The sequence below is a fragment of the Streptomyces sp. NPDC092370 genome, from assembly GCF_044755265.1.
Classification (GTDB): domain Bacteria; phylum Actinomycetota; class Actinomycetes; order Streptomycetales; family Streptomycetaceae; genus Streptomyces.
The window spans coordinates 1-13,186 of record NZ_JBIVQO010000003.1 but is presented as its reverse complement, the minus strand read 5'-3'; the positions used below and the strand labels follow the sequence as shown (position 1 = coordinate 13,186).

The 13,186-nt window shown below is 71.0% G+C and carries 13 protein-coding genes; 11 read left to right on the top strand and 2 right to left on the bottom strand.

All coding sequences use genetic code 11. The features are described 5' to 3' along the window. Positions 1-26: 26 nt before the first annotated feature. Positions 27-752 (bottom strand): trypsin-like serine peptidase, encoded by a 726-nt coding sequence (locus ACIQHQ_RS11165; protein ID WP_402611671.1) that lies wholly within the window; start codon positions 750-752, stop codon positions 27-29. A gap of 73 nt (positions 753-825) precedes the next feature. Between ACIQHQ_RS11165 and ACIQHQ_RS11160 the strand changes: the two genes are divergently transcribed. The 7 genes from ACIQHQ_RS11160 (at position 826) to ACIQHQ_RS11130 (ending at position 8,803) form a co-directional block, all read left to right on the top strand. Continuing rightward, complete coding sequence (locus ACIQHQ_RS11160; RefSeq protein ID WP_402611670.1) at positions 826-1,155, top strand: hypothetical protein; 330 nt, start codon at positions 826-828, stop codon at positions 1,153-1,155. Positions 1,156-1,510: 355 nt separating this feature from the next. Continuing rightward, the gene (locus tag ACIQHQ_RS11155) at positions 1,511-1,819 is read left to right on the top strand and encodes a hypothetical protein (protein WP_003991275.1); all 309 of its coding nucleotides are present in this window, start codon (positions 1,511-1,513) and stop codon (positions 1,817-1,819) included. A gap of 208 nt (positions 1,820-2,027) precedes the next feature. Next, on the top strand, positions 2,028-2,855 hold the full coding sequence (locus tag ACIQHQ_RS11150) for a hypothetical protein (RefSeq protein WP_402611669.1): 828 nt from the start codon (positions 2,028-2,030) through the stop codon (positions 2,853-2,855). Further along, a complete protein-coding gene (locus tag ACIQHQ_RS11145; RefSeq protein ID WP_402611668.1) occupies positions 2,845-4,167 on the top strand; it encodes a hypothetical protein in 1,323 nt (440 codons plus the stop codon). Before ACIQHQ_RS11150 ends, ACIQHQ_RS11145 begins: the two co-directional genes overlap by 11 nt. Further along, the gene (locus ACIQHQ_RS11140) at positions 4,164-5,720 is read left to right on the top strand and encodes an SCO6880 family protein (protein WP_402611667.1); all 1,557 of its coding nucleotides are present in this window, start codon (positions 4,164-4,166) and stop codon (positions 5,718-5,720) included. The genes ACIQHQ_RS11145 and ACIQHQ_RS11140 overlap by 4 nt, the downstream gene beginning before the upstream one ends. Before the next feature lie 6 nt (positions 5,721-5,726). After that, entirely contained in the window at positions 5,727-7,136 is a 1,410-nt protein-coding gene (locus ACIQHQ_RS11135; protein WP_402611666.1) for an ATP-binding protein, read from the top strand. 17 nt (positions 7,137-7,153) lie between these two features. Further along, positions 7,154-8,803 carry a TraM recognition domain-containing protein gene (locus ACIQHQ_RS11130; RefSeq protein ID WP_402611665.1) on the top strand — a complete coding sequence of 550 codons (1,650 nt, stop codon included), beginning with the start codon at positions 7,154-7,156 and terminating at the stop codon, positions 8,801-8,803. Positions 8,804-8,830: 27 nt separating this feature from the next. Here the strand turns inward: ACIQHQ_RS11130 and ACIQHQ_RS11125 are convergent, their stop codons facing one another. Beyond that, on the bottom strand, positions 8,831-9,373 hold the full coding sequence (locus ACIQHQ_RS11125; protein ID WP_402611664.1) for a GNAT family N-acetyltransferase: 543 nt from the start codon (positions 9,371-9,373) through the stop codon (positions 8,831-8,833). Between the two features lie 92 nt (positions 9,374-9,465). Between ACIQHQ_RS11125 and ACIQHQ_RS11120 the strand changes: the two genes are divergently transcribed. From ACIQHQ_RS11120 to ACIQHQ_RS11105, 4 genes are read left to right on the top strand one after another with little or no spacing between them, the layout of a single operon-like run. After that, positions 9,466-10,386 carry an ABC transporter ATP-binding protein gene (locus ACIQHQ_RS11120; RefSeq protein ID WP_402611663.1) on the top strand — a complete coding sequence of 307 codons (921 nt, stop codon included), beginning with the start codon at positions 9,466-9,468 and terminating at the stop codon, positions 10,384-10,386. After that, a complete protein-coding gene (locus tag ACIQHQ_RS11115) occupies positions 10,383-11,162 on the top strand; it encodes an ABC transporter permease (protein ID WP_402611662.1) in 780 nt (259 codons plus the stop codon). Before ACIQHQ_RS11120 ends, ACIQHQ_RS11115 begins: the two co-directional genes overlap by 4 nt. A 23-nt stretch (positions 11,163-11,185) precedes the next feature. Continuing rightward, the gene (locus ACIQHQ_RS11110; protein WP_402611661.1) at positions 11,186-12,430 is read left to right on the top strand and encodes a sensor histidine kinase; all 1,245 of its coding nucleotides are present in this window, start codon (positions 11,186-11,188) and stop codon (positions 12,428-12,430) included. Next, positions 12,427-13,098: a response regulator gene (locus ACIQHQ_RS11105; protein WP_402611660.1), complete on the top strand. Its 672-nt coding sequence runs from the start codon at positions 12,427-12,429 to the stop codon at positions 13,096-13,098. The genes ACIQHQ_RS11110 and ACIQHQ_RS11105 overlap by 4 nt, the downstream gene beginning before the upstream one ends. Positions 13,099-13,186 lie beyond the last annotated feature (88 nt).

Genomic DNA, 13,186 nt, shown 5'->3' with positions numbered 1-13,186 from the left:
GGGGAGGCGCACGGGGTCGCGGCGCGTCACGGTTCTCCCGCCGCTTTCCGGTACAGCCGCTCCGCCTCCGCGCCGAGGACGACGCTGTAGGAGACGCCGGGGCTCGTGCCGCCCCGGTCGTGCCCGCCGAGGACTCCGACGACCTGGCCGTCCCCGTTCACCCAGGGGCTGCCGCTGGTCCCCCCGCTGAAGCCGGGGCACGCGATGCGCTGCTGCGTGCGGCTGTGCGCGGCCGGCTTGGCGGTGCAGTCGACGGGCGCCTCGCGGGTGTCGGGGTACCCGGTGACGGTCACCGCGGTCGCCCCCGTGGCCGTGCCGGTCACGAACCGGTTCCCGCCGACGACGTCCTCGACCTCCTCGCCGCCCCGCGCGGCGACCGCGGCGAACCCCACGTCACTGTCCTCGCGCCGTCCCTCGACCCACCCGCGGGGCAGGAAACGCCGCACCACCGCCCAGTCCCCGTAGGGCGCGCTCCCGTCGCGGTAGCCCGGCACGAAGACCAGTCCTCCGTCGCCGCCCAGGCAGTGCGCGGCGGTGACGATCAGGTTCCGGTGCGGCGCGTCGACCACGGACGCGGTGCAGAAGTGCCCGCCGGCCGGCCGGGCCGCCCGCGCGGCGGGGACGAGGACCCCGACCCGGGCGTCGCGCGCGGTGACGGTCACCCCGAAGGACCCGGCCCCGTCGTCGGCGGTCGCGGTGGACGCGGTGATGAGGGCGGCGAGGACCACGGCGACGGACAGGACGCGCTTCACCGGAGCGACTGTGCCCCCCGAAGGTGAGAGAAACGTCAGACACCGGTCGGCTCGCCGCGAGCCGACGGGACGTGTGAGCGTCTACCCCCTGGCGGGCACCCCGCCCGCCGGCTCCTACCCGGCGAAGTTCCCCTACGCGAACACCACCGCCCTGAACGACGTCACCAGCGCCAGCAACGGCAACTGCACCACCAGCTACTTCTGCACCGCCCGGACGGACTACGACGGCCCGACCGGTCTGGACACCCCGACGGAGCTCGGCGCGCCTTCACCGGCTGACGGCTCCCCATCCGTGACGGAACGTCACCGAGGCGCGACGTCCGGGGCCGTGGGGGCCCGGGCCCGGCCGGGGAACGAACGGGCCGCGGCAACCCAGCCGCGGCCCGTTCGCCCTGCCAGGTAGCCTTCACCCGGGGAACATCGGCGCGGCCACTCACCCGACCAGCCGTCAGAAACAGCCGCCAAGGTGAGAAAGGCCGCAAGAGCGGCACAACGACGGAACCGCACACCAGGTTCCGCTCAGGCCTCATTGCCCGGCGTGACCTGCCGTGATACACAGAGTGACCATACGATCCTTCGCACACCGCCCGTCGCCTCCTCTAGGGCCCGGCGCGGAACGGTGGCAAGGTATTCGTACGAAACCCGCCAATCAATGACGCCAAGTCGACATACGACAGCATCATTGTCGGCGAGAATGATGCCTGACCTCTGCATGCCCGCAGAGGATGCGGAACTACCCAACAGGGGCGGTGACTTACATGCTCTTTGCGGCCGACAAGGGAGACATCAACACCATCATCGGCGGGATCGCTCCGGACTGGGGCCCCTTCGGCAGCCTGGGCAACGAGGCGAAGGTGATGATCGAGGTCGTGATGGCGGTGGCCATCCTGCTCTGCCTCGGCATCGCCATCTGGGGCGCCGCCAAACAGCGCATCGGAGCCACCGCCCTGCGGGACACCTTCAGCGCGGAACAGGGCAAGGGCCTCATCATCGCGGGCCTGACGGGCGTCTTCATCATCGGCTCGCTCGGGACGCTGTTCACCATCGTGTACGGCATGGCCGTGTAGCCCGGGCACCGTCCGCCCGCCGGGCACACCCGGTTCCCTCTCCATCCCACCCGCCCGTCGTGCCCACCGGCTGAGGTTGCGTTTCCCTGATGTCGAGTCACCACACCGCGCCCGCGCGGGAACCAGCACGGCTACCGTCGTACGAGGAGTATGAGAAGTACGACCGGTACGAAGTGTTTCCGCACGACGTCGAGGGGGCGTACGCGGTATGAGTCTCGGTGACGACCACGGGCCCTCCGGCGGCTACGCCGGCACGGGCCAGACCCGCACCCGCCTGCCCGAATCCGGCGACGCCTTCGGCGACCCCCGCCGCCGCGGCTCGTCCCGCAGCCTGGTCACGGTGGTGGGTGTGGTGGTCCTCCTGATCGCAGCGATCGCCTTCGCGAACCGGGGGGACGGCGACACGTCCTCCTCGGCGGACGGTGCCTCGGGCAAGCCGGAGACATCAGCGACGGCCCCCTCCGGCCAACGCCCCGTCAAGTCCAAGTCGGCCGCCGGCATCCCGTCGGGCTTCGCCCAGGACCAGGAGGGGGCCGAGAGCGCCGCGGCGAACTACGCCGTCGTGCTCGTCTCGGCCGACATCCTCAAACCCGCGCGTCGGCCCGAGATCGTCCGTCAGGTGTTCGACGCCGGCAAGGTCTCCGAGCTGGAGAGAAACCTCGACCGGGTGTACAGCAAGGCGTTCCTGGAGAAGCTCGGCCTGGACGAGAAGGGCGACGCGCCCAAGGGCAGCACCTACGTCTCCCGCACGATGCCGGTCGGCACCAAGGTCACCGACTGGTCGGGCAGCACCGCCACCGTCGAGGTGTGGTGCACCGGCGTGTTCGGCATGGCCGGGGAGAGCTCGCAGAGCCCGGTCACCAACGACTGGTTCACCATGACCCTGCAACTGCGCTGGACCGACGGCGACTGGAAGGTCGACAGCTTCTCCCAGAAGGAAGGCCCCGCGCCGGTCAACGGCGACAACAAGGTGTCGACGTCGGACGACATCTCGAAGGCCGTCCAGGAGTTCGGAGGGTTCACGTATGCCCGGTAGCCGCCGCGCAGTCAAGGTCACCGCAACCCTCACCGCCGTGCAGACCACCCTGGTCCTGTTCGCCGCCCGGGCGGTCGCCGCCCCCACCCCGTCGCCCAGCCCCAGCAACGACAACTGCTCCTTGCTGTCCGGCAGGGCCCGGGAGATCTGCGAGGGCGACACCGGCAGCCGCAGCGGCAGCGGCACCTCCCGGCTCGACCCCACCTCCACCCTCGACCCCCTCTCCTCCCTCGCCAAGGGCTGTGCCGACGCCGCGGCCTGGACCGTCGACAAGCTCAGCGACGCCGTGAAGGAGACCGCCAACGTCGACTTCACGAACCCCAAGTTCCTCCAGCAGTACGCCGTCGTCTTCGCCGCGTCGACGATCCTCACGCTCCTGCTCTGGCTCCTGGCCGTCGCCAAGCGGGCGGTGCGCGGCGTCCCCCTCACCACCGCCCTGTCCGAAGCCATAGGCTTCCTGTGGCTCACGGTGCTGGCCTCCGCCTTCACCCCCCTGATCCTCTACACCGTCGTCTCCGCGACCGACGGCATCACCGAGGTCCTCGCCAAGGCCACCGGCGACCAGACCGACGCCTTCTTCGGCACGTTCTCCGAAGCCCTCAAGAAGGGCGAGGACATCGGCGGCGGCCCGATCATGCTGATTGTCGTCTCCCTGGTCAGCATCCTCGCCGCCGGCGTCCTCTGGCTGGAGCTCGTCATCAGGGCCGCCCTGCTCTACGTCGGCGCCCTGCTCGGCACCGTCGTCTACGCCGGCCTCGTCGACAAGAACCTGTGGGGCCACGTCCGCCGCTGGGCCGGCATCATGATCGCGGTCATCCTCATCAAGCCGGTCATCGTCATCGTCCTCGGCCTCGCCGGCGCGCTCTCCGCCGACGACGGCCCCGACGCCTTCTCGGCCGTCGTCTCCGGCCTCGCCATCATCCTGCTCGCCATCTTCGCCAGCGCGATGATCTACCGCTTCGTCCCCGGCTTCGGCGACGAGATCGCCGGATCCCGCAACAACCGCCTCATGCGGGGCGCCGAGGGCAAGGCCGCGGCCGTCATCAGCTCCCCGGCGTCCCTGGTCGCGCAGGGCATCAAGACCCACAGTTCCCGCGCCGACAACAATGGCGGAGGCAGCCAGTCCTCCGCCTCCCGCCCCGGCAACCCCGCCTCCGGCGGAGTCGCCGCGCACGGCGCGCGCACCTCGAACGGCGGTGGATCTGTCCCCTCCGCCACACCCGCCCCCCGTTCGAGCAGCCCCGTCAACACCCCTCACGCCAGCAACACCCGCAACAGCAGTACCAACCGCACGGGAGGTGAAGGGCGTTGACGACCGAGTCCCACGTGTCCCATCCGGTCACGCCCCGCCGGACGTATCTGATCGGCCGCGCCCGGCCGAACGCGATCATCGGCCGCAACCGCGAGACCGGCGAGATCGCCCTGATCGTCGTGGGCGCGTTCCTCGGCATGATGTGCGGGCTCCTCGTCCCGGTGCTGTCCCTGCGCATCGTGCTGCTCGCCGGGTTCCCGATGCTGGCGCTGGCCGCGGTGTACGTGCCCTACAAACACCGCACCTTCTACAAGTGGTTCGAGATCAACCGCAGCTACAAGCGGACCCTGAAGCGGGGCACCACCTACCGCTCCGCCGTCATCGAGGCCGGCACCCGGCTGGACGGCCGCGAGGTGGAGATCGGCCCGCCCCCCGGCATCGGCCGCATCACCTGGCTGGCCGCCCCCTTCGGCCCCGACGAGATCGCCGTGCTCCTGCACGCCGACCGCAAGACCGTCACCGCCGCCATCGAGATCGAGGGCCCGGGCGTCGGCCTGCGCGACAGCGAGGACCAGGAGGCCCTCGTCGACCGCTTCGGCACCCTGCTCAAGCACGTGGCCAACGGCGACGGCTTCGTCACCCGCATCCAGATGCTGGCCCGCACCCTCCCGGCCGACCCGGACGCCCACGCCAAGGACGTCGCCGTCCGCGGCGACGACAAGGCCCTGCCGTGGCTCCAGCAGTCCTACGACCAGCTCCAGTCGATGGTGTCCACCAGCAGCGAGCAGCACCGCGCCTACCTCGTCGCCTGCATGCACTACACCCGCGACCTCGCCGCCGAGGCCAACGCCATGGCCCGCGCCGCCCGCGCCCACGGCGGCAAGGTCGACCGGGACGCCGGACTCGCCGTCGTCATGGCCCGCGAGCTCACCGACATCTGCTCGCGCCTTCAAGAGGCCGACATCCGCGTCCGGCAGCCCCTGGGCCAGGGACGGCTGTCCTCGCTGATCCACTCCATGTACGACCCGGACCACCCGATCGACCACATCCAGGCGATGACCAAGCGCAACGCCTGGCCGGCCGAGCTGGACGCCATGGAGCCCACCTACCTCCAGGCCAAGACCCGCGAGTCCTCCACCCGCGCTCCCTGGTGCCACGCCACCGCCTGGGTGAAGGAGTGGCCGATGACCCCCGTCGGCGTCAACTTCCTCGCCCCGCTCCTCGTCCACACGCCGGACGTCATCCGCACGGTCGCCGTCACAATGGACCTCGAACCCACCGAGGTCGCCATCGAGCGCATGCTGACGGAGAAGACCAACGACGAGGCCGAGGCCTCCCGCGCCGCCAAGATGAACCGCACCGTCGACCCGCGCGACGTGGCCGCGAACTCCCGGCTCGACCAGCGCGGCGAGGACCTCGCCAGCGGCGCCGCCGGGGTGAATCTCGTCGGCTACATCACCGTCTCCTCGCGCTCCCCCGACGCCCTCGCCCGCGACAAGCGGACGATCAGGGCCTCGGCAGGAAAGTCGTACCTGAAGCTGGAGTGGTGCGATCGCGAGCACCACCGCGCCTTCGTGAACACCCTTCCCTTCGCCACCGGCATTCGGAGGTAGGACCTGATGCGGGACCCGCTGTCCGTCCTCACCGACGCCTTCACCTCCTTCCTGTTCGGGAAGGTGGAGACGACCAGGCTCCCGGTGCGCACGTCCACGGGCCAGGCCCAGGCGGTCTACCTCCCGACCGCCGCCCCGGGCCTCGGCGACTCCGGCGTCATCATCGGCCGCGAGGTGTACTCCGGAAAGGGCTACATCTACGACCCCTTCCAGCTCTACGGCCAGCAACTCCCCGCCCCCCACTGGCTGGTTCTCGGGGAGTCCGGCAACGGCAAGTCGGCGCTGGAGAAGACCTACGTCCTGCGCCAGCTCCGCTTCAAGGACCGCCAGGTCGTCGTCCTGGACGCCCAGGGCGAGGACGGCGTCGGCGAGTGGAACCTCATCGCGCAGGAGCTGGGCATAACTCCCATCCGGCTGGACCCGATGGCGGCCCTGGACATGGGCATCCGCCTCAACCCGCTGGACCCCGCGATCACGACGACGGGCCAGCTGGCCCTGCTCCGGACGATCATCGAGGTCGCGATGGGCCACGGCCTCGACGAACGCTCCGGCTTCGCCCTCAAGGTCGCGCACGCCTACGTCAACGAGACGATCGTCGACCGCCAGCCGGTCCTGACCGACATCGTCGAGCAGCTGCGCCACCCCGAGCCCGAGTCGGCCGAGGCGATGAACGTCGCCATAGACGACGTACGGGCCTGGGGCCTCGACGTCGCCCTGGTCCTGGACCGCCTGGTCGACGGTGACCTGCGCGGCATGTTCGACGGCCCCACCACGGTCGGCATCGACCTGGACGCCCCGCTCATCGTCTTCGACCTGTCCCACATCGACCGCAACTCCATCGCCATGCCCATCCTCATGGCGATCGTCGGCGTGTGGCTGGAGCACACCTGGATCCGCCCCGACCGGAAGAAGCGCATCTTCCTGGTCGAGGAGGCATGGCACATCATCAACAGCCCCTTCGTCGCCCAGCTGTTCCAGCGCCTGCTGAAGTTCGGCCGCCGCCTGGGCCTGTCCTTCGTAGCGGTCGTCCACCACCTCTCGGACGTCGTCGACGGCGCGGCGGCGAAGGAGGCGGCGGCGATCCTGAAGATGGCGTCGACGAGGACGATCTACGCCCAGAAGGCCGACGAGGCGAGGGCGACAGGACGGGTGCTGGGGTTGCCCAGGTGGGCGGTGGAGATCATCCCGACGCTCACCCCCGGCATCGCCGTCTGGGACGTCAACGGCAACGTCCAGGTCGTCAAACACCTGGTCACCGACACCGAACGCCCCCTGGTCTTCACCGACCGCGCGATGACCGAGTCCTCCGCCCAGCTCGCGGACGACGCCCTGCACGCCGCCGAGATCGAGGCGGAGGAACGGGCCGCGGCCTTCGTGGAACACCACCTGGGCGACTCCGAATCGACGGTGGCTTAAGGCGCAGGGGAGGACGTGTGAGACCGGACGACCGCCACACCCAGCACGGCCCCCAGGGAGGCATCCCCGACGGCCTGCTGGTCGGCATACTCGCGTTCCTCCTCGGCATGACCGTGCTGGTGTGGACGGCCACGGGCCTCGCCGCCCTGTTCGCCCACGGCTCATGGCCGTCCGGTGTCACCTTCGCCCGCACTCCGCTGGCCATGCGCGGCCTCATCGCCCAGCCCCACGACATCCCCGGCGCCTGGCCCGGCACACCCCCCGGTGAACTCTCCGGCTACGGCCTGTTCTGGGGCCTGTTCATCGGCCAGCTGATGATCCTGGTCGTCCTCACGGTGTTCGTGATGGGCACGCTGGCCCGATGGCGAGCGGTCCGGGCGAGGAGCCGGGCGGAGAAGGCGGCGCACGACGCAGGAGCGCCGGCGCAGCACGACGTACGGGGACCAGCGCAACACGACGTACTCGGACCGGCGCAGCACGACGTACGGGGGCCGGCGCAACACGACGTACTCGGACCGGCACAACACGACGTACCCACGACGACCACACCGCACGAGCTCCCCACCCCCCGCCACGCGGCCCCCGAGCCCACCCCCCGCCGCGCGGCCCCCGAGCCCACCCAGGTCCTGGAACCCACGGCAGCAGCCGGCGGCCCCCCGCACCCGGCCGCAACGCCCGCCCCGCCCCCGGCGGCCATCCCCACCACTCCGGCAACCCTGTTCGCACAGGAACGGGTGGGCGAGCGGGAAAGAATCCTCGTGGCCCCGAAGGAAGGCCGCCAGGCGACCGCGACCCAGGCGGTACGCGACGCCGAGGGCCCCGCTCTCGTCGTCACCTCGAACCCGTCCGTCTGGCAGGACACCAAGGACGCCAGAGCCAAGCTCGGCCCCACCCACCTCTACGACCCCACCCACCTCTGCGACACGCCGTCCCGCCTCCACTGGTCCCCCACCACCGGCTGCGAGGACCGAGACACGGCGACGAGAAGGGCCGCCGCCCTCCTCACTCCCGTCCGCCCCACCGCCAAACTCGACCAGGCGGTCAGCGACACGGCCGCCACCCTGCTGCGCAGCTACCTGCACGCCGCCGCGATCGACGGCCGCACCATCCGCCACGTCCACCGCTGGTCCCAGGGCACCCAGATCCAGGACGCCGTACGCATCCTGCGCACCAGCCCCAAGGCCGCCCCCGGCTCGGCCGGTGAACTCGAAAGCGCCCTCACGGCCCACCCCGAACGACGCGACATGGCCCAGCAGCTGACCACCCGTGCCCTCGCGGCCCTCTCCACGGTCAACATCCGGGAAGCCTGCACTCCCAACCGAACTGATGCCCTCGCCTTGGATTCCTTCGTCCACGAAGGGGGCACGCTTTATGTGGTGGGGGAATCCATCGAGGACCCCAGGACGAACCCGGGCGCCATGCCCCTCCTGACGGCCCTCGTCTCGAGCGTGGTCGAGCGCGGCCGGCACATGGCCGAACGGTCATCGGCCGGTCGCCTCGACCCACCAATGACGCTCGTCCTGGACGACGTCGCGGCCGTGGCCCCGCTTCCCCAACTCCCGGAGCTGCTGGCCACCGGAGCAAACCGGGGCATGCCGACCCTGGCCCTGCTCCGGTCGCGCGAACAGGGCCGCGCCCGCTGGCCGCACGACGAACTGCCGGTCTAGCGACCAAGGCCCCGGCGCACCGGCTCCTCACTCCCGCTCGAGGACGAACTCCAACTCCCGTTCCCCCTCGTCCCCCAGCGTCACCGTCACCCCGCTCGGCAGGAACCCCACCCGCCGGTAGAACCGCTGCGCCCGCCCGTTCTCCTCGTGCACGATGAGCCGCACCCGCTCAAGACCCCGCCCCCACGCCCACTCCAGCGCCGCGTCGAACAGCACCTCGGTCAGCCCGCTCCCGCGCTCCTCGGGCCGTACGAACACACCGACGACATGCCCCTGCTTCCGCTCCACCGGAAACCCGGCCCAGTCGGTCGTCCCCGGCTCCTCCACGAGCACGGTCAGGGTCGCCACCCACCGCCCGTCCGGCCCCTCGGCGATGATCTGCTGCGCCTTGTCCGCCTCCTCGGCGGCCCCGGCCGTCCGCTCCCGCCAGAACGAGTCCGGCCGGGCCACGGCCTCCTCGTACGTCTCCAGGAACGCCAGGTGCGCCACCGGGTCCCGCAGCGCCGCGAGCCGCAGCTCCTTCACCGCAGGCCACTCACCAGCACGGACGGACCGGATCACATAGCTCATGCGGACACGGTAGTACCCGGGTACGACGCCCTTCACCTCGATTACCCCGCCGGTCCGACGCCCGCGGCCCCCGTGCGCACGAGCATCGAAGCATGCTGACGGCACACGAACTGACCAAACGCTACGGAGACCGGACGGTCGTCACGGACCTGTCCTTCACCGTCCGCCCCGGCACCGTCACGGGCTTCCTCGGCCCGAACGGCGCCGGCAAGTCCACGACCATGCGCATGCTCCTCGGCCTCGACGCCCCCACCCGCGGCCACGCCACCGTGGGCGGCCGTTCCTACGCCGGCCACCCCGCGCCCCTCACCGAGGTCGGCGCCCTGCTGGAGGCCCGCTCGGTCCACCCCGGCCGCACCGCCTACCACCACCTGCGCGCCCTCGCCCACACCCACGGCATCCCCCGCTCCCGGGTCGAGGAGGTCCTCGGCCTCACGGGCCTGACCGACGTGGCCCACCGCCGCGTCAAGGGTTTCTCCCTGGGCATGGGACAGCGCCTCGGCATCGCCGCCGCCCTCCTCGGCGACCCGGACACGCTCCTCCTCGACGAGCCCGTCAACGGTCTCGACCCGGAAGGCGTCCTCTGGATCCGCAACCTGCTCAAGTCCCTCGCCGCGGAGGGCCGCACGGTCTTCGTCTCCTCCCATCTGATGAGTGAGATGGCCCTGACCGCAGAACACCTGGTCATCATCGGCCGCGGCCGCCTCCTCGCCGACACCACCGTCACAGACTTCGTACGCCACTCCGGCGCGGGCACCACCAGGGTCGTCACCCCGCAGGCCTCCGACCTCGTACGTCTCCTCACCGCCCCCGGCGTCGACATCACCGCCGACACCCCCGACACCCTCCACATCCGCGGCACGGACGCCCGGCACATCGGCCGCACGGCAGCCGCCCACGGCATTTCCCTCTACGAACTCACCCCCGGCACCGCCTCCTTGGAGGAGGCCTTCATGGACCTCACCCGGGACTCGGTGGAGTACCCGGCGACCCTGCAAGGAGCAGCGGCATGACCACGGCGACCCTCCCCTACCGCGTGACCCCGGCCCGCGTCCTGCGCTCCGAGTGGCACAAGTTCTGGACCCTGCGCTCCACCTGGATCACCCTCGCCGTCACCAGCGCCCTCACCGCCGCCATGGGCGCAGGCCTCGGCGCCGCCTACGACGGCACGGGCGAAGGCGGCATGGACACGGTCGTGTTCGTCCTCCTCGGCACCCAGTTCGCCCAGATCAACCTGGGGGTGCTGGGCATCCTGGCCACGGCAGGCGAGTACTCCACGGGCCAGATCCGCGCCACCATGACAGCCGTCCCACACCGCCTGCCCGTCCTCTGGTCCAAGGCCGCCGTCCTGGCCGCGGTCGCCCTCCCCCTGACCCTGGCGACGAACCTGCTCACCTTCCCCCTGGCCCAGTCCTTCCTCTCCGGCACCGACCAGGCGGCCTCCCTCGGCGACCTGGGCGTCCTGCGCGCCCTCGCCGGCAACGCGGCCGGTCTCACCCTCCTCGCCGTCCTGGCCCTGGGCATCGGCGCCCTGCTCCGCTCGGTCCCCGTGGCCATCGGCGCCTTCATCGGCCTCGTCATGATCCTCCCGGAGGTTCTGGCCATGCTCCCGTACACCGTCGTCGACGACGCCGTCCGCTACTTCCCCGGCAAGGCCCTGGAAGCCCTCACCACCGCCCAGCCCCTGCCCGGAGCGGCCTCCCCGGGCGCCGCCCTGCTGGCCATGGTCCTGTGGACGACGACGGTCCTCGCGATGGCCGCGCTGGTCCTGCGCCGCCGAGACGTATGACGCCCGGCCTCGGATCCCTCACGATGGACCCCGTGACGGAAGACCGGGCACCGGAGCCCCTCACCGAGTACGCCCAGCGCCTCACCCACAAGGTGCGCGCCTTCGACCGACGCCACCCGCTGCTGTGGGACCTCCACTTCACCGGTTTCTGGGTGACCGCCGCCCTGATCGACTTCTCCAGCGGCGGCTGGCGCCACAACGCCCATCAACTCGACGTGCCCGGCTGGCTGCTCCTCACCCTGAGCCTCGGCCTCTCGGTCCCGCTGCTGTGGCGCCGCACCCGCCCCGCCGCGGCTCTGGCCGTCATGGTCCCCTTCGCCCTCGTCGACGCCTGGACCGGCGCCGCCCTCCAGGCGGCCCTGCTCCAACTGGTCCTCGTCTACCACCTCGCCCTGCGCCGCCCTCTGCGCAGCCTGTGGTGGGCGACGGCCCTGGTGATCACGCCGGTACTCGTCTCGGCCATTCGCCACGGGGAGGGCAGCTGGGACCAGCAGATCGGCTCGCATCTGATGTCCACCGCGGTGGCAGCCCTCATCGGCGTCACGGTCCGCACCCGACGCAACTACACCGCGGCTCTGGAGGACCGGGCCCGCCGTCTGGAGACCGAACGCGACCAGCAGGCCCGGCTCGCCACCGCCGCCGAACGGGCCCGCATCGCCCGCGAGATGCACGACATCATCGGCCACAACCTCTCCGTCATCACCGGCCTCGCCGACGGCGGCCGGTACGCCGCCACCAAATCGCCCGAACGGGCCGCCCAGGCCCTCGACGCCATCGCCACCACCAGCCGCCAGGCCCTCACCGAACTGCGCCGCCTCCTCGACGTCCTGGGCGAGGACGAGAGACAACAGGCGGACCTGGCTCCCCAGCCGGGTCTCACCGACCTCGGCCGGCTCCTCGACGGCGTACGCGCCGCTGGTCTCCCCGTCAGCATCACCACCCACGGCAGCCCCACTCTCCCCCCGGGCCGCCAGCTCACCGTCTACCGAGTCATCCAGGAAGCCCTCACCAACACCCTGAAACACGCGGGTCCCGCCACCACCGCGGACATAGCTCTGTCGTACGAGGAGAAGGCCGCCGTCACCGTCACGATCACGGACACAGGCCACGGCAGCCACATCACCGGCACCTCCCGGGACGGCCGCGGACTACCCGGAATGCGCGAGCGAACCGCCCTGTACGGCGGCACACTTGAGGCCGGCCCTCGCCCTCACCCGGAGCGGGGGTGGCGCGTCCGCCTAGATCTCCCGGAGGAATCCCCGCAGTGACCACGGTCCTCATCGCCGACGACCAGCCGCTTCAGCGATTCGGCTCCCGCATGCTGTTGGAAAGCCAGGACGACATGACGGTGGTGGGCGAGGCGGCGAACGGCAGCGAGGCGGTCCGTATGGCGGCCGAGCTCCACCCGGACGTCGTCCTCATGGACATCCGCATGCCCGGCCTCGACGGCATCGAGGCGACCCGCCGCATCACCGCCGCCGGCGCTCGCACCCGCATCCTGATCGTCACCACCTTCGACCTGGACGAGTACGCCTACGCCGGTCTGCGCGCGGGTGCCTCCGGCTTCCTCGTGAAGGATGCCCAGCCCGAGGAACTCCTCGCCGGCATCCGCGCGGTCGCCTCGGGCGACGCGGTGGTCGCCCCCAGCCTGACCCGCCGCCTCTTGGACGCCTACGTCCACCATCTCCCGGCCGATCCCGGCGGGCAGGACGCCGCAGTCGAAGATCCCCGCCTCGCATCCCTCACCGACCGGGAGCGCGAAATCCTGACGGTCATCGGCCAGGGTTGGACGAACACGGAGATAGCCACGCGTCTCCACCTGGCCGAGTCGACGGTGAAGACCCACGTGGGCCGCATCCTCGCGAAGACGGGTTCTCGCGATCGCATTCAGGCGGTGATTTTGGCGTACGACACCAAGCTGGTGCAGGCGTCCTGAAACGCAGAAAACCCCCGCATCCGAAGATGCGGGGGTTTTCCCAAAAATTGTTCGGCGGCGTCCTACTCTCCCACAGGGTCCCCCCTGC

Coding starts and splice junctions, on each gene's coding strand:
- ACIQHQ_RS11150 (WP_402611669.1), top strand. CDS start 2,028: ATGAGTCTCGGTGACGACCACGGGCCCTCCGGCGGCTACGCCGGCACG.
- ACIQHQ_RS11120 (WP_402611663.1), top strand. CDS start 9,466: ATGCTGACGGCACACGAACTGACCAAACGCTACGGAGACCGGACGGTC.
- ACIQHQ_RS11125 (WP_402611664.1), bottom strand. CDS start 9,373: ATGAGCTATGTGATCCGGTCCGTCCGTGCTGGTGAGTGGCCTGCGGTG.
- ACIQHQ_RS11155 (WP_003991275.1), top strand. CDS start 1,511: ATGCTCTTTGCGGCCGACAAGGGAGACATCAACACCATCATCGGCGGG.
- ACIQHQ_RS11145 (WP_402611668.1), top strand. CDS start 2,845: ATGCCCGGTAGCCGCCGCGCAGTCAAGGTCACCGCAACCCTCACCGCC.
- ACIQHQ_RS11115 (WP_402611662.1), top strand. CDS start 10,383: ATGACCACGGCGACCCTCCCCTACCGCGTGACCCCGGCCCGCGTCCTG.
- ACIQHQ_RS11110 (WP_402611661.1), top strand. CDS start 11,186: ATGGACCCCGTGACGGAAGACCGGGCACCGGAGCCCCTCACCGAGTAC.
- ACIQHQ_RS11135 (WP_402611666.1), top strand. CDS start 5,727: ATGCGGGACCCGCTGTCCGTCCTCACCGACGCCTTCACCTCCTTCCTG.